20 protein-coding genes are annotated in these 18322 nt (G+C 73.1%); 8 read left to right on the plus strand and 12 right to left on the minus strand.

The genetic code is table 11. From position 1 onward, the window contains the following. Positions 1-9 precede the first annotated feature (9 nt). Positions 10-1071, plus strand: coding sequence for an NAD(+)/NADH kinase (locus ACFY2L_RS10345; RefSeq protein ID WP_390656487.1), 1062 nt, complete (start codon positions 10-12; stop codon positions 1069-1071). Positions 1072-1142: 71 nt separating this feature from the next. On the opposite strand, the gene ACFY2L_RS10350 is transcribed toward ACFY2L_RS10345, so the two are convergent. From ACFY2L_RS10350 to ACFY2L_RS10370, 5 genes are all read right to left on the minus strand, one after another. Next, positions 1143-1685, minus strand: coding sequence for a GNAT family N-acetyltransferase (locus tag ACFY2L_RS10350; RefSeq protein ID WP_390656488.1), 543 nt, complete (start codon positions 1683-1685; stop codon positions 1143-1145). Positions 1686-1816: 131 nt separating this feature from the next. Then, a complete protein-coding gene (locus tag ACFY2L_RS10355; protein ID WP_390822032.1) occupies positions 1817-2170 on the minus strand; it encodes a VOC family protein in 354 nt (117 codons plus the stop codon). Between the two features lie 88 nt (positions 2171-2258). Further along, positions 2259-3224 (minus strand): pirin family protein, encoded by a 966-nt coding sequence (locus ACFY2L_RS10360; protein ID WP_390656490.1) that lies wholly within the window; start codon positions 3222-3224, stop codon positions 2259-2261. A 53-nt stretch (positions 3225-3277) separates the two neighbouring features. Next, complete coding sequence (locus ACFY2L_RS10365; RefSeq protein ID WP_390656491.1) at positions 3278-3766, minus strand: hypothetical protein; 489 nt, start codon at positions 3764-3766, stop codon at positions 3278-3280. Next, complete coding sequence (locus ACFY2L_RS10370; protein ID WP_390822033.1) at positions 3763-4224, minus strand: ATP-binding protein; 462 nt, start codon at positions 4222-4224, stop codon at positions 3763-3765. The genes ACFY2L_RS10365 and ACFY2L_RS10370 overlap by 4 nt, the downstream gene beginning before the upstream one ends. Positions 4225-4399: 175 nt before the next feature. Between ACFY2L_RS10370 and ACFY2L_RS10375 the strand changes: the two genes are divergently transcribed. Together ACFY2L_RS10375 and ACFY2L_RS10380 are read left to right on the plus strand one after the other, a co-directional pair. Beyond that, positions 4400-4621: a DUF397 domain-containing protein gene (locus ACFY2L_RS10375; RefSeq protein WP_390657112.1), complete on the plus strand. Its 222-nt coding sequence runs from the start codon at positions 4400-4402 to the stop codon at positions 4619-4621. A gap of 109 nt (positions 4622-4730) precedes the next feature. Continuing rightward, on the plus strand, positions 4731-5645 hold the full coding sequence (locus ACFY2L_RS10380; RefSeq protein WP_390656493.1) for a helix-turn-helix domain-containing protein: 915 nt from the start codon (positions 4731-4733) through the stop codon (positions 5643-5645). 36 nt (positions 5646-5681) lie between these two features. On the opposite strand, the gene ACFY2L_RS10385 is transcribed toward ACFY2L_RS10380, so the two are convergent. Continuing rightward, positions 5682-6500, minus strand: coding sequence for an SAM-dependent methyltransferase (locus tag ACFY2L_RS10385; RefSeq protein WP_390822034.1), 819 nt, complete (start codon positions 6498-6500; stop codon positions 5682-5684). A 170-nt stretch (positions 6501-6670) separates the two neighbouring features. Here ACFY2L_RS10385 and ACFY2L_RS10390 point away from each other — a divergent pair, with 170 nt between their 5' ends. From ACFY2L_RS10390 to ACFY2L_RS10400, 3 genes are all read left to right on the plus strand, one after another. Further along, entirely contained in the window at positions 6671-7369 is a 699-nt protein-coding gene (locus tag ACFY2L_RS10390; RefSeq protein WP_390822035.1) for a transcriptional regulator, read from the plus strand. Continuing rightward, the gene (locus ACFY2L_RS10395; RefSeq protein ID WP_390656496.1) at positions 7366-8343 is read left to right on the plus strand and encodes a threo-3-hydroxy-L-aspartate ammonia-lyase; all 978 of its coding nucleotides are present in this window, start codon (positions 7366-7368) and stop codon (positions 8341-8343) included. Before ACFY2L_RS10390 ends, ACFY2L_RS10395 begins: the two co-directional genes overlap by 4 nt. 137 nt (positions 8344-8480) lie before the next feature. Then, the gene (locus tag ACFY2L_RS10400; protein WP_390656497.1) at positions 8481-8846 is read left to right on the plus strand and encodes a cupin domain-containing protein; all 366 of its coding nucleotides are present in this window, start codon (positions 8481-8483) and stop codon (positions 8844-8846) included. Between the two features lie 62 nt (positions 8847-8908). Here the strand turns inward: ACFY2L_RS10400 and ACFY2L_RS10405 are convergent, their stop codons facing one another. Together ACFY2L_RS10405 and ACFY2L_RS10410 are read right to left on the minus strand one after the other, a co-directional pair. After that, complete coding sequence (locus ACFY2L_RS10405) at positions 8909-10261, minus strand: VWA domain-containing protein (RefSeq protein WP_390822036.1); 1353 nt, start codon at positions 10259-10261, stop codon at positions 8909-8911. Beyond that, the gene (locus ACFY2L_RS10410) at positions 10258-11115 is read right to left on the minus strand and encodes an AAA family ATPase (RefSeq protein ID WP_390656500.1); all 858 of its coding nucleotides are present in this window, start codon (positions 11113-11115) and stop codon (positions 10258-10260) included. Before ACFY2L_RS10410 ends, ACFY2L_RS10405 begins: the two co-directional genes overlap by 4 nt. A 107-nt stretch (positions 11116-11222) precedes the next feature. Between ACFY2L_RS10410 and ACFY2L_RS10415 the strand changes: the two genes are divergently transcribed. Next, positions 11223-11795: a hypothetical protein gene (locus tag ACFY2L_RS10415; RefSeq protein WP_390656501.1), complete on the plus strand. Its 573-nt coding sequence runs from the start codon at positions 11223-11225 to the stop codon at positions 11793-11795. Positions 11796-12187: 392 nt separating this feature from the next. Continuing rightward, entirely contained in the window at positions 12188-13726 is a 1539-nt protein-coding gene (locus ACFY2L_RS10420) for an FAD-dependent oxidoreductase (RefSeq protein WP_390822037.1), read from the plus strand. Between the two features lie 139 nt (positions 13727-13865). Here ACFY2L_RS10420 and ACFY2L_RS10425 read toward each other — a convergent pair whose 3' ends face one another. From ACFY2L_RS10425 to ACFY2L_RS10440, 4 genes are all read right to left on the minus strand, one after another. Beyond that, the gene (locus ACFY2L_RS10425; RefSeq protein ID WP_390656504.1) at positions 13866-14507 is read right to left on the minus strand and encodes a lactate utilization protein C; all 642 of its coding nucleotides are present in this window, start codon (positions 14505-14507) and stop codon (positions 13866-13868) included. Beyond that, positions 14504-15991, minus strand: coding sequence for a LutB/LldF family L-lactate oxidation iron-sulfur protein (locus ACFY2L_RS10430; protein ID WP_390656505.1), 1488 nt, complete (start codon positions 15989-15991; stop codon positions 14504-14506). The genes ACFY2L_RS10425 and ACFY2L_RS10430 overlap by 4 nt, the downstream gene beginning before the upstream one ends. Next, a complete protein-coding gene (locus ACFY2L_RS10435; protein WP_390656506.1) occupies positions 15988-16764 on the minus strand; it encodes a (Fe-S)-binding protein in 777 nt (258 codons plus the stop codon). The genes ACFY2L_RS10430 and ACFY2L_RS10435 overlap by 4 nt, the downstream gene beginning before the upstream one ends. Positions 16765-16870: 106 nt before the next feature. Beyond that, positions 16871-18322 (minus strand): rhamnulokinase family protein, encoded by a 1452-nt coding sequence (locus ACFY2L_RS10440; protein ID WP_390822038.1) that lies wholly within the window; start codon positions 18320-18322, stop codon positions 16871-16873.

Genomic DNA, 18322 nt, shown 5'->3' on the forward strand with positions numbered 1-18322 from the left:
GAGGCGGATGTGACAGTGAACCGGCTGGGCCTGGTCGTGCACGGCGGCCGTCCGGAGGCCGTGGCAGCGGCCGGACTGGTCCGCGCGTGGTGCGGGGAGCACGCCGTGCACTGCTCGGACATCGACGTCTGGCAGGGCGGCGGCCGGCGCGGCGCCCGTGCGGAGGTCGAGGCGGCGGGTGACCCCGACCTCGTGGTGACCCTGGGCGGCGACGGCACCTTCCTGCGCGGCGCCCGGCTGGCCGCCGCGAACGACGCCCTGGTCCTGGGTGTCGACCTGGGCCGGGTGGGCTTTCTGACGGAGGTGTCGGCCGCCGCGGTGCGGTCGGCGCTGGACGCGGTGCGGGAGGACCGGTTCGAGGTCGACCCCCGCATGCTGCTCGCCCTGCGTGCCTCGCGCCGGCTGGAGGTGCCGTCGGGCATGGAGTCCCTCATCGAGTACGGCCGGGGTCCCCTGCTGCCGCCGCCGCAGGTGCGCCAGGACTGCGAGGCCGACAAGGACTGGGGCATCGCCCTGGACGTGACCGCGCTCAACGACGTGGTGGTGGAGAAGCTGGTCCGGGACCGGCAGGTGTCGGTCGGGGTCTACATCTCCGGCCGGCTCCTCGCCTCCTACTCGGCCGACGCGCTGCTCGTGGCCACGCCGACCGGCTCGACGGCCTACAGCTTCGCCGCGGGCGGGCCCGTCGTCTCGCCCCGTGCGGAGGCCCTCGTCTTCACGGCGGTCGCCCCGCACATGGCCTTCGACCGCTCGGTCGTCACCGCCCCCGACGAGCCCGTCGGGCTGCGTCTCCTGGAACGGTCCGGTCCGGCCGCGGTCAGCATCGACGGCCAGCTGCGCGGCGTGCTCGACCCGGGGGACTGGGTCGGCGTGTACGCCGCCCCGCGCCGCCTGCGGGCCGTCCGGCTGAGCCCGATGGACTTCTACGGCCGGCTGCGCGAGCGGATGAACCTGACCGACGCCCCGGCCGCGATCGCCGATGGTTCGCCCGCCCCGCTGTGGTCGGTCACCACTCCGCCGCCCGGCGACCTCGCCCATCTGTCCCTGCTGACGGCCCCGGACGGTTCCTGACCGGCCGGTTCGGCTCGCCCGCGCGAGCGCCGGTCACGCGCGGGCGGAAGACGCCACTTTCGCCACAGGCCCTAGCCTCGCGCGTCGGGCTTGTAGTCCTGGACGAGGAGACCGAGCAGCACCTCGTCCAGGAACTCGCCCATCACCCAGGAGGAGGAGCGCAGCACGCCCTCGCGGACGAAGCCGTTGCGCTCGGCCGAGCGCAGCATCGCCGCGTTGTCCGACAGCGTCTCGATCTGCAGCCGCTGCAGGCCGCGCACGACGAAACCGTAGTGGCACAGCACCGCGACCACGTCGGCGCCGTAACCCTTGCCGCGGGAGGAAGGCAGCAGTCCCAGCCCGATGTGCGCGGAGCGGTTGTGGTTGTCGATGTTCCACAGCGTCGCGGTGCCGACCAGCGTGCCGCCGTCCAGCTCCACCACGGAGAACGGGACGTGCTGGTGATCCTTGTCGTCCACCGCGAACGGCGAGTCCTTCGCGCCGGGCGCGATCGGCCGCCAGGGCCGGCCCGCGGCCCGCGACTGGGTGACCACGTCGTCGTGAAGGCCGGCCTGCAGGATCGGGATGTCGTCCTCGTGCCGGGCCCTGAGCCCGACCTTGCTGCCTGTGAGCATGCGAGCTTCCTATCCGACCGTTCGGCCGGTGGCAAACCAATAAGCGAGCGGAGCCGACCCTGCCCGCGCCCGGTCACAGCGCTGAACGAGGGCGCCGGAGAGGGGAGTTGGGCACGGCGGACCGGACGCGGTCAGGCGGGCTGCCACAGCTCGACCCGGTTGCCCTCCGGGTCGGTGACCCAGCCGAATCGGCCGACACCCTCCATGTCCTGCGTCTCCTCGGCCACGTCCGCTCCCTTGGAGCGCAATTGCGCGAGCATCGCGTCCAGGTCGCGGACCCGGAAGTTGAGCATGGTGTGCTGGGCGCGGGACCCGAAGTAGTCGGTCTCGGACGCGAACGTCGCGAACACCGTCGGCCCTGCCTGCGGATGCCACAGGCCGTGTTCGTCCAGGTCGAGGCCCAGGCAGTCGCGGTACCACGCTCTCAGCGCCGCCGGGTCGGCGGCCCGCATGAAGTATCCGCCGATTCCAAGCACACGTTCCATGCCGCCATCCTGCCAGGCCCGCGGTCCGCCGGACTGCCACCACACCGACTCGCCCGGTTCCGGCCCCGCGGGGTGGGAGCGGTCCGGATCAGCGCGTCCTTCCCCGCGGTTTCAGCGGTGTGGGCGGCAGTTCCGGCGCGGGCAGCGGAGCCCCGTCGTAGCCCCGCACCTCGCCGAACCGCGTGCCCGTCATCCAGTCCTGGCGGGCCTGTTCGATCTCGGCCTGGGTGCGGCCGACGAAGTTCCACCACATGATCAGTTCCTCCTCGAACGGCTCACCGCCGAGGAGCATGAGGCCGGCGTCGGACTCGGCGCGCAGCGGCAGCTCGGTGCGGCCGCAGCCGAGGTAGAGCATCGAGCCCGGCAGCACCGGCACTCCGTCCACGTGCACCTCGCCGGACATCGACAGCACGCCGTACTCGAAGTCGGGTACGAGCGGCAGTCGTACGTCCGTCCCGTGGGCGAGGGCGAGGTCGGCGCCCACGATCGGGGTGTACGCCGTTCCGGGGGAGCGCGAGCCGTCGAGGTCGCCCAGGATCAGGGTCGCCGTGAGGCCGGGAGCCGTGACCGTCGGCAGTTCGGCGTGGTGTTCGAAGCGGGGCTCGGTGTGGCGGTGGGCGTCCGGCAGCGCGACCCAGAGCTGGGCGCCGTGCAGGAACCGGGCGTGCGCCCTGGGGCTCTCCTCGGAGTGGCTGATCGCCCGCCCCGAGGTCATCAGCCCCAGTTCCCGGGGCCGGACGGTCTGCAGGCTGCCCGTCGAGTCGCGGTGCAGCACCTCGCCCTCGTGCAGCCAGCTGACGGTCTGCAGGCCCATGTGCGGGTGCGGCGGGACCTGCATACCGGGTTCGTCGGCGATGTCGTCGGGGCCGTAGTGGTCGACGAAGGCCCAGGCGCCGATCATGCGCCGGCCCAGGTTCGGCAGCAGCCGGCGCACCTCGGTCGACTCGCCGAGCTTCACCTTCCGGGGGCTCAGCAGCTCGCGCACGGGCTCGGCGACGACGAATCCGCGCCCGCCGCACAGGCTCGGCACGGGCGCACGGTCAAGGTTGCTCATGCGGTCAACCTAGCGGTCGGGCGGGCCGGGTGGGCCGACCGGGGGCCCGGGCTTCAGTCGTTCAGCGTCGCCGCGAGTTCCCGGCCGGCCGCGGCGATCTCGCTGTCGCGGTCCCTGAGGACGTCCTGCAGAAGGCCGCGCTGGGCGCGGACGGCGCGGCGGGCCTCGCGTTCCCAGGTCACGTGGTTGCCCGGGTGGCGCAGCAGCTTGGGGTACGCCTCGGCCGTGGTCTCCCACTGGCGGGCGTCCGCGATGCTCTTCAGCAGGCGCAGTATGTCCGCGCGGCAGGTGACCTGCGGGAGCCGTACCAGCTCCCAGAGGAAGGGGACGGTCGCGGCGGTCGCCTGGTCCACGACGAAGCCGTAGCGGCAGATACGGCGGCGCAGTTGGCCGAGCGCGGTCGCCGCGGTGTCGGCGTCACCCAGGGCGACAGTGGTGAGCAGGGCGGGGATGCCGGCCGCGGATCCGGTGGTGTCCTGGATCTCGGGCCACGGGACGTGTCCCAGGTCCTTCAGGGGCGGGGTGCTCTTCGTGGCGGTCATGTCAACGGGGCGGTGCGGGTCGGCAGCATGGCCCAGACGGTCTTGCCCACGGGGGACCGGCGGGTCCAGCCCCAGTGCTCGGAGAGGGCGTCGACGATGCGCAGTCCACGGCCGTGCTCCAGCAGGTCGTCGCCGTCGTGCGGGTAGAGGGGCGGGCTGTCGCTGGGGTCGGTGACGGCGCACATCAGGTGCGCGCGGCGCAGCGTCAGTCTGAGCCGTACGTCGAAGTGGTCCGCCGAGGGATCCGGAAGGCCGTGCAGCACCGCGTTGGCGGCGAGTTCGGTGACCACGGTGAGCGCGTCGTCCGCGCAGTGCTCCAGCGACCAGGCGTCGAGGGTGCGGTGGGTGAAGTCCCGTGCCTCGGCGAATCCCTCCCGGCTGCCCTTGAGGTGCAGGATTGCGGTTCTGGACGAGTCGCGGACGGACTCGTGGCTCCGGAACTGCGCAGGTGCTGACACGGGGCATCTCCCTGAGGCGAGGTCAGGACGGCGGGCCGGAAGTGCGGTTGACGGCATGGTTATTATCCACGCTGACGATGTCCTCGTGCAATTTCACGGGAAATTGCGCGTAAGAGCGAGGAGAGTTGCCGTGTCGTCAGTACCGAACGCAGTGCCGGAGTCCGTGCCGGGTCCAGTGCCGAACGGAGTGCGGGCGAGCTCGCTGGGCGTCCGCTGGGTCAAGAGCAGTCACAGCAACGCGGAGGGCAACTGCGTCGAGGTCGCGGCGCTGGGCGGGGGAGGTGTGGCGATGCGCAACTCCCGCGATCCCGAAGGGCCGGCCCTGGTCTACACGCCGGCCGAGGTGGCGGCGTTCCTGGCCGGGGCTAAGGACGGCGAGTTCGACCACCTGCTGTGAGGGTGTCGTCCGGCACGGCGCACGGTTCAATTCCCGTGCTCCATACGGTTGTAGGCCGGAGGATGCGATAATGGGCTCTGTCGTCCGCCGGTCCGTGGGGAGTCACAGGATGTCCGCCGAGTCACCTCGAGTCTCCCGTCTCGAACCGTATCTGAACCGGGCCGAGCCCGCCCCGACCTTGCTCAAGATGCTGGTCGGGGTCCAGCTCGCCGGTATGCGGGAGGACGCCGGCCTCGCCCAGGACCAGGCCGCGCGTGCCGTGCGCTTCAGTCCGGCGAAGCTGTCGCGCATCGAGGCGGGCAAGGGACGCCGGCCCCCGACGGAGGCGGACGTCCGCGCGCTCCTGACGCTGTACGGCGCGGACGAGCACGAGGCCTCCGTGCTGCTGCGGTTGCTGCGGCAGGCGGGGGAGCCTGGCTGGTGGCAGCGGTACGACAAGCGGCTGATGCCCGAGTGGTTCGACCGGCTGGTCGGACTGCAGGAGGCGGCGACCGCGATCCGTACGTTCGAGATCCAGTACGTGCCGGGCCTGTTGCAGACCCCCGCCTACACCCGCGCCGTGGTGGAACGCGGGCTGCCCTCGGCCTCGGCCCGCGAGGTGGAGCGCCGGGTGGAGCTGCGGACCCGGCGCTCCCAACTGCTGCACCGCGCCGACGCCCCGCGGGTCTGGGCGATCCTCGACGAGTCGGTGCTGCTGCGCGTCCTGGGCGGCCGCGAGGTGATGCGGGAACAGCTCGCGCACCTCGTGGAGCTGGCCCGGCTGCCGCACATCACCGTGCAGATCGTCCCGTTGGACGTCACGCACGCCTCCGCGCCCGCCATACCCGTCACCTACCTGCGGTTCGGTGGCGCCGATCTGCCCGACGTCGTCTATCTGGAGCAGATCAGGAGCGCGACGTTCCTGGAGGACCGGGACGAGACGGAGGAGTACCGGGTCGCCCTGGACCGGCTGGCCGACCAGGCGCTCCAGCCGCGCGAGTCCGTCGGGCTGATCGAAGGGACCATACGGCAGCGGTACGCCTGACGGCCGGGCCGGGCCGGTGCGGCCCGGCCCGGTGGGTCAGCCCAGTCGGCCGACGCCGCCGAACTCGATCCACTCCTGCGTCAGCTGGCGGGGGGCGACCTCGCTGTCGGGCCGCCAGGTGGAGACCTCCACCAGCCCCGGTTCGAGGATCTCCAGCCCCTCGAACCACTCGGCGACGTCCTTCTCCTCCCGCACCCGGCCCCAGTGCCCCTGGGTGGCCTGGTCCATGAAGTCGGTGACGAACTCCCGGACCTTCGGGTCCTCGCTGACGAGCTGACACATCACCAGGAAGCTGCCGGGGGCGAGCCGTTCGGTGACCCGGCGCACCACGGCGGGCGGGCCGTCGGTCTCGCTGTCGGGGATGCAGTGGAAGACCGAGTTGAACAGCACGGCCACCGGCTGGGAGAAGTCGATCAGCCGCTCGGTGTCGGGGTGGGTGAAGATGGCCTCGGTCTCGCGCAGGTCGGCGTGGATGACCGTGGTGCGCTCGTCCTGTTCCAGCAGCGCACGGCCGTGGACGAGGACCATCGGGTCGTTGTCGACGTAGACGACGCGGGCGCTGGGGTCGACGCGCTGGGCGACCTGGTGGACGTTGTCCTGGGTGGGCAGGCCGGAGCCGTGGTCCAGGAACTGCCGGATGCCGAAGTCCTGGGTCAGGGTCCTCACGACCCGCTGCAGGAAGCGCCGGTTGTTCAGCGCGAGGGCGCGGGTGCTCGGGACGACCTTGTCGAGCTCCTCGCAGGCGGCCCGGTCGGCCGCGTAGTTGTCCTTGCCGCCCAGATAGTGGTCGTACATGCGCGCGGCTGTCGGAACCGTGGCATCGATCTTCGTGGACAGAGGCTTTCCAGACTGCATGTCTTCCCCCAGCTCCCAGCCGCGACCCGCTGCGTCGCGGTTGACAACACATCCTAGGGAAACGGCAATTGGCCACACCACCCCTTGATCGGCGGTTCCCCGGAAGGTGGTCCTCCGGGAGCGGATCCTGGACTACTGGTCCAGCTGCTGGACGTATGGTCTAATCAAGTATGGATTCCAGGGAAGCGGAGCGGGACGCCGTCCTGCGCGCGCTCGCCCCCGTCGTGGACGGGATCGCCGCGACGTTCGGGCCGGTCTGCGAGGTCGTCCTGCACGACTACCGGCAGCCGGAGAGGTCCGTCGTCGCCGTCGCCGGCTCGGTCACCGGGCGGACGGTCGGCGGGGCGATGAGCGAGATCGGCATGCGCGTCCTCGCCCGCGGTGACGACGCCCGTGACGAGCTGAACTACGTCACCCGTACCGGCACCGGCAAGCTGGTGAAGTCGTCCACCATGGTGCTGCGCGACTCCACCGGCGCGGTGTTCGGCGCCCTGTGCGTCAATGTGGACGTCACCGAGGTGGACCGGGTGCGGGGCCTGCTGGCCGCGCTCGCGGGGACCGCGGGAGGGCCGGAACAGGCGCCGGTGACCACCTTCGGCGACGACATCGACTCCGTCGTGGACGCCCTGCTCGACGATCATCTGCGGCGCCAGGACCAGACCTGGGCCGGTCTCGACCGGACGCGTCGCCTCGCGCTCTTCCGGGGCCTGGACGCACGCGGGGTGTTCGCCGTGCGCCGTGCCGTCGAACTGGTCGCCGGCCGCCTCGGCATCTCCCGCGCCTCCGCCTACCACTACCTGTCCCAGGCCAGGGCGACGGCCCCCGGCGGCACCCGAACCCACGACACCTCCGAGGGAGCACACCCGTGACCACCACACCCCCGCCGATCACCCTCGACGACGTCCGCGACGCGGGCGCCCGCCTCAAGGGCGTCGCCCACCGCACGCCCGTGCTGCGCTCCCGCACCCTGGACCAGGCCGTCGGCGCCGAAGTGCTCCTCAAGTGCGAGAACTTCCAGCGGGTCGGCGCCTTCAAGTTCCGCGGCGCCTACAACGCGGCCTCCCGCCTCACCCCCCGGCAGCTGGCCCGGGGCGTCGCCGCCTACTCCTCCGGCAACCACGCCCAGGCGGTCGCCCTCGCCGCCCGCGAACTGGGCACCACCGCGGTGATCGTCATGCCCGAGGACGCGCCGCGCTCCAAGCGGGCGGCGACCGAGGGCTACGGCGCCGAGATCGTGACGTACGACCGCTACACCGGGGACCGGGTGGCGATCGCCGAGGCCCTGGCCGCCGAGCGGGGACTGACGCTGATCCCGCCCTACGAGCATCCGCACGTCATGGCCGGACAGGGCACCGCCGCCCTCGAACTCATGGAGGAGGCGGGGGAGCTGGACGCGCTTCTCGCGCCCGTCGGCGGCGGCGGGCTGATCGCCGGGAGCGCCACGGCGGCGAAGGGGCTGCGGCCGGGCATCCGGATCGTCGGCATCGAGCCCGAGGCCGGCGACGACACCAAGCGGTCGCTGGAGGCGGGCCGGCGGATCGGGATCCCGGTGCCGCACACCATCGCCGACGGCCAGGCCCTGCACACGCCCGGTGAACTGACCTTCTCGGTGAACCGGCGGCTCGTCGACGAGATCGCCCTGGTCTCCGACGACGAGATCCGCGCCGCGATGCGGTTCGCCTTCGAGCGACTGAAGATCGTCGTGGAGCCGAGCGGGGCCACCCCGCTGGCCGCCCTGCTCGCGGGGCGCGTCGGCGCCCTGCCCCGGCGGGTCGGAGTGATCGTCTCCGGCGGCAACATCGACACCGGCCGCTTCGCCGAGCTGTGCGGCGGCGGTTCCTGAGCGGATCGCCCGAATGGCGGCCCCGGGTGGACGGACGGACGATGGAGGGGTGGGGTGCGGCCTCTCCCGGTGACGTCCAGGGCCGCCGGGGGGCCGGCCAGGGCCGTGGCGCAACACGGCCGGAAGGGAGAAGCGCCATGCTGGAAGTGAAGACGCTCGACAAGCCGGACGAGCGGCGCGACTTTCCCCGAGGACACATCGAAGCCGTCCACATGACGGGGCTCGACTTCGCGATGGCGACCTTCGAGCCCGGATGGCGCTGGACGGAGTCGGTGGCGCCGATAGCGGGAACCGACAGCTGCCAGATCCACCACAACGGCTATGTGGTCAGCGGGCGTATGCACATCACCATGGACGAGGGCGGCGAGACCGAGGTGGGCCCCGGCGACGTCTTCGTGGTCTCGCCGGGACATGACGCCTGGGTCGTGGGCGACGAACAGTGCGTGGTCTACGACTTCCAGGGATCGATGGCCAAGGAGTACGCCAAGTCCCAGGAGAGCTAGGTCGTGTCCGCAGAGTCCCGCCTGCCGCGCGACGCCCGGCACGCGCTCTCGCACCGGTTCGTTCAGACGGGAAGCAGCCTGCCGACCAGCACGCCGAGTTGGTGAGCGTTGCGGCACTCGTGCATCGCGACCAGCTCGGCGTACTCGGGTGCGGCCGAGTCACCCGTGCCCCACAGCGCACGCGGCTCCGGGTTCAGCCAGTGTGTGCGGCGGGCCCGTTCGGCGATCTCCCGGACCGCCGGCAGGTTCGGGTCGCTCATGTTCGTCCGCGCGTCCCCGAGCACGAACACCGTCGTGCGGGGGCCCACGGCGGCGCCGTACCGCTGCGCGAACTCGCCGAGCGCGACACCGTAGTCGCTGCTGCCGTGATAGCCCGTCAGCCGCGCCTCGGCCTGGATACGGGCACCGAGCCCCGCCGGGTCGGCCGCACCGCGTTGGAGCAGCCCCGTCACCTCGTCGATCCGGTTGACGAAGGCGAACACCCGGACCTTGCTGAACTGGTCGTGCAGCGCCTGCACCAGCAGCATCGTGAAGTCGGAGAAGCCGGATACCGAGCCCGACACGTCGCACAGCAGCACCAGCTCGGGACGGGCCGGACGCCGTCGGCGCAGCACGGGCCGCATCGGCACCCCGCCCGTGGACAGCGAGCCGCGCAGGGTGCGGCGCAGGTCGATCGTGCCGCGTGCGGCACGGCGGCGGCGCGCGGCCAGCCGGGTGGCCAGCTTGCGCGCCAACGGCTGTACCGTCCGCCGCAGTTCGGCCAGCCGGTCCCGCCCCGCGTACAGGAAGTCCACCCGGTCGGCGGTGGGTGCCACCGCGCGCCGCGCGATCTCGTCCCGCCCGCGCCGCTCCGCCACCCGGCGCCGCGCCTCCGCCGCCACCAGGCCCCGGAAGGCCTCGATGCGCCGCCGGATCTCGTCCTCCAGGAGCCGGCCGGTGAAACCGTCCGCACCGCCCCGGCGCCGCATGTCGTCCCGCACCCGCGCCAACAGCGTCTGCGGGCGCAGCCGTTCGAGCGTCTGGTACGACGACCAGCCGTCCGCCCCCGGCGAACTCCCGTAGCCGCCCAGCCCGTCGACCGCCTCGATCGCCAACCGGCCCAGCAGGGACGGGTCATTGACGGCCAGGGCCTCGGCGAGCCGGTCGCGCAGCTCCTCCCGGCCGCCGGGCTCCCCTCCGGGCGCGCCGACGCCGTAGGGGAAGTACAGGTCGAAGACGGTGTCGAACAGCCGCCGTTGGTCCGTCGTGTGCAGCAGCGTCGCGGCGAGCCCCTCGCGCAGCATCCCGCGGTCGGCGAACCCGAGCACCGCCGCCGCCTCGGCCGCGTCCACGGTCTCGCCGGTGCCGATCCGCACGCCGTGCGCCCGCAGCGCGGACACGAACCCGGTCAGCCGCCCGGCGGCGTCGCCGTTCACACGGCGTCCAGGTCGAGCTTGGCCCCGGCCTTCAGGACGTCGTCCTGGTGCTTGAGGATCACGCCCAGACTGTCGCGGACGACGGTCTCGTCCAGGGTGGTGGCGCCGAGCGCGAGCAGGGTGCGCGCCCAGTCGACGGTCTCGGCGACCGACGGCGCCTTGCGCAGGTCCATCGCCCGCAGCGCGGCGATCACCCGGACCACCGAGTCGGCCAGGGCCGCGTCGATGCCGGGCACCTTCAGGCGGACGATCCTGCGCTCCAGCTCCTCGTCGGGGAAGCCGATGTGCAGGAACAGGCAGCGGCGGCGCAGCGCCTCCGACAGCTCGCGGCTCGCGTTGGAGGTGAGGACGACGAAGGGCCGCCGGGCCGCGGTGATCGTGCCCAGCTCCGGGACGGTGACCTGGAAGTCGCTGAGCACTTCGAGGAGCAGGCCCTCCACCTCGACGTCGGCCTTGTCGGTCTCGTCGATCAGCAGCACCGTCGGCTCGTCGCCGCGGATCGCGGTCAGCAGCGGGCGCGGGAGCAGGAACTCCTCGCTGAAGATGTCCGTGCGGGTCTCGTCCCACGTCTCGTCGCGGCCGGCGCTGATGCGCAGCAGCTGCTTGGCGTGGTTCCACTCGTACAGCGCCCGGGACTCGTCCACGCCCTCGTAGCACTGGAGCCGCACCAGCCGGGCTCCCGCCACCTGTGCGACGGCCTTGGCGAGTTCCGTCTTGCCGACCCCGGCCGGGCCCTCCACGAGCAGCGGCTTGCCGAGCCGGTCGGCGAGGAAGACGGTCGTGGCGACGGCGGGGGAGGCGAGATAGCCGGTCTCGGCGAGGCGCGCGGAGACTTCGTCGACGGATGAGAACAACGTGGGCCTCCGGCAGTCGGTCGCGGATGGACGGGTCCGGGCACATATCTAAGCGCTTGTTCAGTGCTCTTGTCGATGTTGTCGGTGGCGGCGGCTACGGTGCGTCCATGGGTGTGTATCTCGTGAGCGTGAGCGCGCAGGACTGGTCGACGGCGGGGGAGGACGGCCACGGAGACCTCGCCTCGGCGCTGAACACGGAGCTGGAGCGGCGCGGGCTGCCGCCGTACCAGCCGAGGAGCCCGCAGGCCCCGGGCTGGTTCGAGGAGAAGATGAGCCCGCCGATGGACGGCTTCGACGCGCTGTGCCGGGAGCGGCTGACGCCCGAGGAGCGGCACACCCTGCTCAGCTGGTCGCTCCTGGTCCCGTTCGCCCTGGAGGAGGGCGTCCTGCTGCCCGTCGGCTCGGCGTACACGGACGAGACGCTGGTCGTCGGAGCGCCGTACGTGCTCGCCCTCGCCGAGCGGCTCGCCGGAGCGCTCGGCCTGCCCCTGGACCTGATTCCGGCGACTTTCGGCAACCTCGAACTGACCCTGTGGTTCCTGGAGGGCGAGGCGGAGAAGGCGGCGGCGACCCGGCCGGGCCCGTGGGCCGACGACCTGCCCACCGCGTTCTACACGGCGGTGTACCTGCGGGCCGCCCAGTACGCGCTGCGGTACGGCAGCGCGCTGACGTACTCCTGACCGCGGCGCCCCGGTGCCGCGCGACCCCGCTTCCCGCCCGCCCGGCCGGCCGCCCCCTCCATCCCGCCCGGCTGGCCCGTCCCTCCCGCCCGGCCGGCCTCTCCCTCCCGCCCGGCTGGCCCGTCCCTCCCGCCCGGCTGGCCCGTCCCTCCCGCCCGGCCTCTCCCTCCCGCCCGGCCGGCCTCTCCCTCCCGCCCGGCCGGCCTCTCCCTCCCGCCCGGCCAGCCTCTCCCTCCCGCCCGCCTCGTGCGTCGCTCCCACCCGGCCCGCGTGTCCCTGCCGCCCGGCCGGCCCGTCCCTCTCGCCCGGCCGGCCCGTGCGTCTCGCTCGCCCGGCCGTGCGTCCCTCTCGCCCCGCCGTGTGACCCGGGCGGTCGCGGGAACTCGGGGCGCATGGATCAGCAGGCGCGTCTTCACGGGTCGTACTGGCTGCAGACTGCCCCGCCCAGGGATCCGGCACCCCCACCGGAGGGGCCGCTCACCGTCGACGTCGCCGTCGTCGGCGCGGGGATCGCCGGACTGAGCACGGCGTGGGAGCTGGCCCGGGGCGGTCACTCGGTGGCGGTCCTGGAGGCCGGGCGGATCGCGGCCGGCGTCACCGGCCACACCACCGCCAAACTGACCGCCCTGCACACCCTCGTCTACGACCGGCTGCGCCGCACCCGGGGCCCGGAGGCGGCCCGGCTCTACGCCCGCTCGCAGAGCGAGGCCGTCCAGCGGGCCAAGGAGATCGCGGACCTGCTCGGCGCCGACTGCGACTGGGAGGAGGCCGCCGCCTACACCTACGCCGAGGATCCCGCCCGGGCCGACGACCTGCGGGCCGAGGCGGAGGCCGCGCGGGAGGCCGGACTGCCGGCCGAGTTCGTGACCGAGACGGAGCTGCCGTTCCCCGTCTCGGGAGCGGTCCGAGTCGCCGGCCAGGCCCAGTTCCACCCGCGCAAGTACCTGCTGGCCGTCGCCGACGGCATCCGGCGGCTCGGCGGCACGATCCACGAGTACACCCGGGTCACGGACCTCGTGGAGGGCGAGCCCTGTGTGCTGACCGCACGCTCGCCCGCGTCCGCGACCACGGTGACCGCCCGGCACGTGGTCGTCGCCACGCACTACCCCGTCTTCGACCGGGCCCTGCTCTTCACCCGGCTCTCCCCGCGCCGCGAACTGGTCGTGGCCGCCCCCGTCGGCGCCGCCGAGGCCCCCCGCGGCATGTACATCACTCCCGAGCGGAACACCCGCTCCCTGCGCACCGCGCCCCTGGACGACGCACACCGGCTGCTCGTCGTGACCGGCGAGCACTTCACGCCGGGCACGGGAGGCGACGTCGAGGAGCGCTTCGCCCGCCTCCTGGGCTGGGCGAAGGACCACTTCGGCGACCTGACCCCGACCCACCGCTGGGCCACGCAGGACAACGAGTCCACCGACACCGTCCCGCTCGTCGGCCCGCTCCACCCCGGCACCCACCAGGTCCACGTCGCCACCGGCTTCGGCGGCTGGGGCCTCAGCAGCGGCATCATGGCCGGCCGTCTGCTCGCCGATCGGATCGACGGCCGCCCCTGTGCCTGGAGCGAGCTGTACGACCCCCGCCGCATCGCCTCCGTGGTGCGCGAGGGCGCCGCGTTCCTCAAGCACCAGGCCGACGTGGCCCGCCACTTCGTCGGTGACCGGCTGCCGGCGCCGTCCGGTCCGTCGGTGGACGACATCGCCCCCGGCGACGGCGCGGTCGTCCGTGTCTCCGGCGAGCGCTGCGCCGTCCACCGCGACGACGACGGAAAGCTGCACGCCGTCTCCGCACGCTGCACCCACCTGGGCTGTCTGGTCGCGTTCAACCGCGCGGAGCGCGCCTGGGAGTGCCCGTGCCACGGTTCCCGTTTCGACGTCCACGGAGGGGTCGTCCAGGGACCTGCGATCGATCCCCTCGAGCCCAGGGAGCTATGAGGACCGGGGGCCTCGCAGGCCCTGACGCCTTCGCGGCCCGGAGGCTCGGCGGCGCATGAGGGCACCCGCCGTGGCGGCGTGGGACCGCCCCGGAGGGGGCGTGCGCGCGGCGGACGCCGCGAGGGCACCCGTCGGCCCCTCAGCCGACCAGGATCACCTCCAGGGTGCGCGGACCGTGCACCCCCTCCACCCGGTCCAGTTCGATGTCGCTGGTCGCCGACGGACCGGAGATCCACGTCAACGGGCGGGCCGGATCGAGGCGTTCGAGCGCCTGCGGCACGGACGCCACCACCTGCCCGGGCACGCGCACCACGCACACATGGTGGTCGGGGACGAGCGTGATCCGGCGCCGCCCCTGGTCCGGCCCGCCGTCCAGCACGATCGTCCCGGTCTCGGCGATCGCCACCGCACACGCGGTGACGACGCTGTCGACCCGGTCGAGCTCGTCCGGGGTGCTCCCGGCGAGGTCCTCGACCCGGTCGGCACCGGTCGCCGAGAGCCACCCCGCGTCCAGCCCCGGCGGCACGACCACCGACTTCGCCCCGCGCTCGGCCAGCAACCGACCGATCAGGGACGGCAGTTCATCCTCCGAGCACCGGTGCACGAGCGCCCGGTAGTCCGCCAGGTTCTCGGCCAGCAGCTCCACCGTCTCCTCGACGCCCAGGCCTCCGTGCTCGCGCAGGTACGCGCGGGGGACCGCCTGCTCGTACGGCGTGCCGTCCCGCGGCACATCGGCCAGCGCGCGGCGCACCCGCCCCAGGATCCGTTCCCTGTCGCTCACTTGGCGCTCCCCTTGCCGCTGTCCCCGCCGTTCGTACGCTGCCACCAGTCCCGGAACGGCTCCGCCGGCACGGCCGGCAGGTCCCGTGTGCCGCTCCACGCCCTGCCGGGCCCGGGAAGCGTACGGGGATGCAGGCGGCGCGTGCGGGACGCCAGCCGCTGGCCGCCGCGCAGGGCGGCGGGGTGGGAGAACGCCCAGCGTGCCGCGCGCATGGCCGCCCGCTCGGCCGCGTGTCCCTTCGCGGGCTTCAGCACCACCTTGTTGCCCTCCCGGGTCACCGGCCCGCCCTCCACGACCCGTTCCCGCAGGTGCACCAGCACCTCCGGGATGTCGATGGCGACCGGGCACACCTCGTAGCAGGCCCCGCACAGGGAGGAGGCGTACGGCAGCGAGGCGTCGATCTCGCTGCCCGTGCCCCGGAGCTGGGGGCTGAGGATGGCGCCGATCGGGCCCGGGTAGACCGAGCCGTAGGCGTGGCCGCCGGCCCGCTCGTAGACCGGGCAGACGTTCAGACAGGCCGAGCAGCGGATGCAGCGCAGGGCCTGGCGCCCGACCTCGTCGGCGAGGGTGTCGGTGCGGCCGTTGTCCAGCAGCACCAGGTGGAAGGTCCGCGGACCGTCGCCGTCCGTCGTACCGGTCCACGTCGACGTGTACGGGTTCATGCGCTCGGCCGTGGAGGAGCGGGGCAGCGTCTGGAGGAAGACCTCCAGGTCGCGCCAGGTCGGCACGATCTTCTCGATGCCGACGACCGAGATCAGCGTCTCGGGCAGGGTCAGGCACATCCGCCCGTTGCCCTCGGACTCCACGACGACCATGGTGCCGGTCTCGGCGACCATGAAGTTGGCGCCCGAGACGCCGACCCGGGCGCGCAGGAACTTCTCCCGCAGGTGCAGCCGGGCCGCCTCCGCGAGCTCGGCGGGCGTGTCGGTGAGGCCCTCCGGCGCCGGCCGCCCCCACGCGCTCATCTCGCCGCGGAAGATGTCCCGGATCTCGCCCCGGTTGCGGTGGATGGCGGGGACGAGGATGTGCGAGGGCCGGTCCTTGCCCAACTGCACGATCAGCTCGGCGAGATCGGTCTCGTACGCCCGGATGCCCTCCGCCTCGAGGGCCTCGTTGAGCCCGATCTCCTGCGTGGCCATCGACTTGACCTTGACGACCTCCGACTCGCCCGTCGCCTTCACCAGACGGGTCACGATCCGGTTGGCCTCGTCGGCGTCGGCGGCCCAGTGCACCGTCCCGCCCGCCGCGGTGACCGACTCCTCCAACTGGACCAGATACCGGTCGAGATGACGGAGCGTATGGTCCTTGATCCGCTTGCCGGCCTCCCGCAGCTCCGCCCAGTCGGACACCTCCGCGACGGCCTTGGCCCGCTTGGCACGGATGGTGTGGGTGGCGTGCCGCAGATTCCCGCGCAGGGTCGGGTTGTTGACGGCCTCGCGCGCGGCCTCCGGGAACGCGGGCATCCCGACGAAGGTCCCGCTCATACGGCGGCCCCCTCGCGCGTGCCGGCCGGCTCGTCCTCCGTGCTCGCCAGGATCTCCGCGAGGTGCACCGGCCGCAGGCCCGCCTTCAGCCGGGACATGGTCCCGCCGATGTGCATCAGACACGAGTTGTCGGCCGCGCACAGCACCTCCGCGCCCGTCGCCTGCGCGTTGCGCACCTTGTCCGCGCCCATCGCCGCCGAGACGTCGGCGTTCTTCAGGGCGAAGGTGCCGCCGAACCCGCAGCACTCCTCCGCCCCCGGCAGCTCCACCAGCTCCAGACCCCTGACCGCCTGAAGGAGCCGCCGCGGCCGGTCCCCGAGCCCGAGTCCGCGCAGCCCGTGACAGGTCGGGTGGTAGGTCACCGTGTGCGGGTAGTACGCGCCGACGTCCGTCACGCCGAGCACGTCCACCAGGAACTCGGTCAGCTCGTACGTCTTCGGCACCACGGGCGCCAGGGCCGCGGCGAGGGAGTCCCCGCGCCCCTCCGCCCGGGCCCGCTCACCCATCCGGGGATACAGCTCCCGCACCATCGCCCCGCAGGACCCCGAGGGGGTCACGATCGCCTCGTACTCGCCGAAGACATCGGAGAAGTGCCGGGCGAGCGGTTCGGCCTCATGGCGGTAGCCGGTGTTGTAGTGGGCCTGTCCGCAGCAGGTCTGCGCCATCGGGAAGTCGACCTCGACGCCCAGTCTGGTCAGCAGTTTCACCACGGCACGGCCGGTGTCCGGATAGAGCGTGTCGTTGACACAGGTCAGGAACAGTGCGACACGCATCGCGGCTCCTCGGGGTTGGTCATCGGATGAGTGCTGGGGTCCCACCCACACGCGTTCAGCGTAGTGGGGGAGGCCGTCCGGCACGGGTCGCGGGGGAGACCCCGGCTCACCGCGGGGCGAGCCGGGCCTGCGCCTCCCGCCACCGCCCCGTGCCGCCCTGCGGCTCGTAGCGCGTGAGGGGCTGGGTACGGGCGAGCAGACGCCGCATGCCGGAGCGGTCCCCGACCAGTCCGTGCGCCCGGGCCTGCACGAGCACGTTGCCGAGCGCGGCCGCCTCGGTCGGCCCGGCCACCACCGGCAGCCCGCAGGCGTCGGCGGTGAGCTGGCAGAGCAGCGTGTTGCGGGTGCCGCCGCCGACGACGTGCACGACGTCGACGGGATGGCCGGCGAGCCGCTGGGCGTCCTCGACCGCCCGCCGGTGGGCCAGGGCCAGCGAGTCGAGGATGCACCGGGTGATCTCACCCGGCGTCCGGGGGACCGGCTGCCCGGTGGCCCGGCACGCCTCGGCGATCCGCTCCGGCATCCGCCCCGGCGCGAGGAAGGCGGCGTCCCCCGCGTCCACCACCGACCGCAGCGCGGGAGCGGCGGCCGCCTCCCGCAGCAGGGCACCCAGATCCGGGTCGCCCCAGGCCCGTACGCACTCCTGGAGCAGCCACAGCCCCATGATGTTGCGCAGGTACCGGACCGTGCCGTCCAGCCCCAGCTCGTTGGTGAAGTTGGCGGCCCGGCTCTCCTCGGTGAGCACGGGCGCGTCCAGCTCCAGACCGGCCAGGGACCAGGTGCCGGTGCAGATGTACGCGAACCGCTCACCGGTCGCCGGCACGGCCGCCACCGCGGACGCCGTGTCGTGCGACCCGACGGCCGTCACCGGGACGGGCCCGGTCAGCCCCGTCTCCTCCAGCACCTGCGGACGCAGCACGCCGGCCGGGTCACCGGGCCGCCGCAGTGGCGCGAACAGCTCCAGGTCGATGCCCAGCCGCGCGGCGACGTCGTACGACCAGTCGCCCGTCCGGGGGTCGATCAGCTGGGTCGTGGAGGCGTTGGTCAGCTCGGTGCCCTGCTCACCGGTCAGCCAGTGGGACAGCAGATCGGGGACCAGCAACAGCCGTGCGGCGTGGCCCAGTTGGGCCGAACCGGCCGCCGCGGTCAACTGGTAGAGGGTGTTGAAGGGGGCGTACTGGACACCGGTCGCCGCGTACAGTTCGGCCGCCGGCACGGTGGCCCACACCTTCTCCGCGACGCCCTCGGTCCGCGCGTCCCGGTAGTGCACCGGGTTGCCGAGCAGGGCCCCGTCGGCGTCCAGCAGGCCGTAGTCCACGGCCCAGCTGTCGATGCCGACGGAGTCGAGCCGTCCACCGCTGAGGGCACCCGCCGCGCGCAGGCCCTCCAGGACGCCGGCGTACAGGGAGAGGATGTCCCAGCGCAGCCCTTCCGGCACCCGGACCGGCCGGTTCACGAACCGGTGCGCCTCCGCCAGCTCCAGCGAGTCGGTACCGACCCGGCCGACCATGACCCGTCCGCTGGACGCGCCGAGGTCGACCGCGGCGTACGACCGCAC

Origin of the sequence: Streptomyces sp. NPDC001381, from assembly GCF_042895685.1 — a bacterium.
Lineage (GTDB): Bacteria > Actinomycetota > Actinomycetes > Streptomycetales > Streptomycetaceae > Streptomyces.

Coding starts and splice junctions, on each gene's coding strand:
- ACFY2L_RS10390 (WP_390822035.1), top strand. CDS start 6,671: ATGGATTCCAGGGAAGCGGAGCGGGACGCCGTCCTGCGCGCGCTCGCC.
- ACFY2L_RS10415 (WP_390656501.1), top strand. CDS start 11,223: ATGGGTGTGTATCTCGTGAGCGTGAGCGCGCAGGACTGGTCGACGGCG.
- ACFY2L_RS10355 (WP_390822032.1), bottom strand. CDS start 2,170: ATGGAACGTGTGCTTGGAATCGGCGGATACTTCATGCGGGCCGCCGAC.
- ACFY2L_RS10380 (WP_390656493.1), top strand. CDS start 4,731: ATGTCCGCCGAGTCACCTCGAGTCTCCCGTCTCGAACCGTATCTGAAC.
- ACFY2L_RS10350 (WP_390656488.1), bottom strand. CDS start 1,685: ATGCTCACAGGCAGCAAGGTCGGGCTCAGGGCCCGGCACGAGGACGAC.
- ACFY2L_RS10430 (WP_390656505.1), bottom strand. CDS start 15,991: ATGAGCGGGACCTTCGTCGGGATGCCCGCGTTCCCGGAGGCCGCGCGC.
- ACFY2L_RS10435 (WP_390656506.1), bottom strand. CDS start 16,764: ATGCGTGTCGCACTGTTCCTGACCTGTGTCAACGACACGCTCTATCCG.
- ACFY2L_RS10420 (WP_390822037.1), top strand. CDS start 12,188: ATGGATCAGCAGGCGCGTCTTCACGGGTCGTACTGGCTGCAGACTGCC.
- ACFY2L_RS10360 (WP_390656490.1), bottom strand. CDS start 3,224: ATGAGCAACCTTGACCGTGCGCCCGTGCCGAGCCTGTGCGGCGGGCGC.
- ACFY2L_RS10400 (WP_390656497.1), top strand. CDS start 8,481: ATGCTGGAAGTGAAGACGCTCGACAAGCCGGACGAGCGGCGCGACTTT.
- ACFY2L_RS10385 (WP_390822034.1), bottom strand. CDS start 6,500: ATGCAGTCTGGAAAGCCTCTGTCCACGAAGATCGATGCCACGGTTCCG.
- ACFY2L_RS10365 (WP_390656491.1), bottom strand. CDS start 3,766: ATGACCGCCACGAAGAGCACCCCGCCCCTGAAGGACCTGGGACACGTC.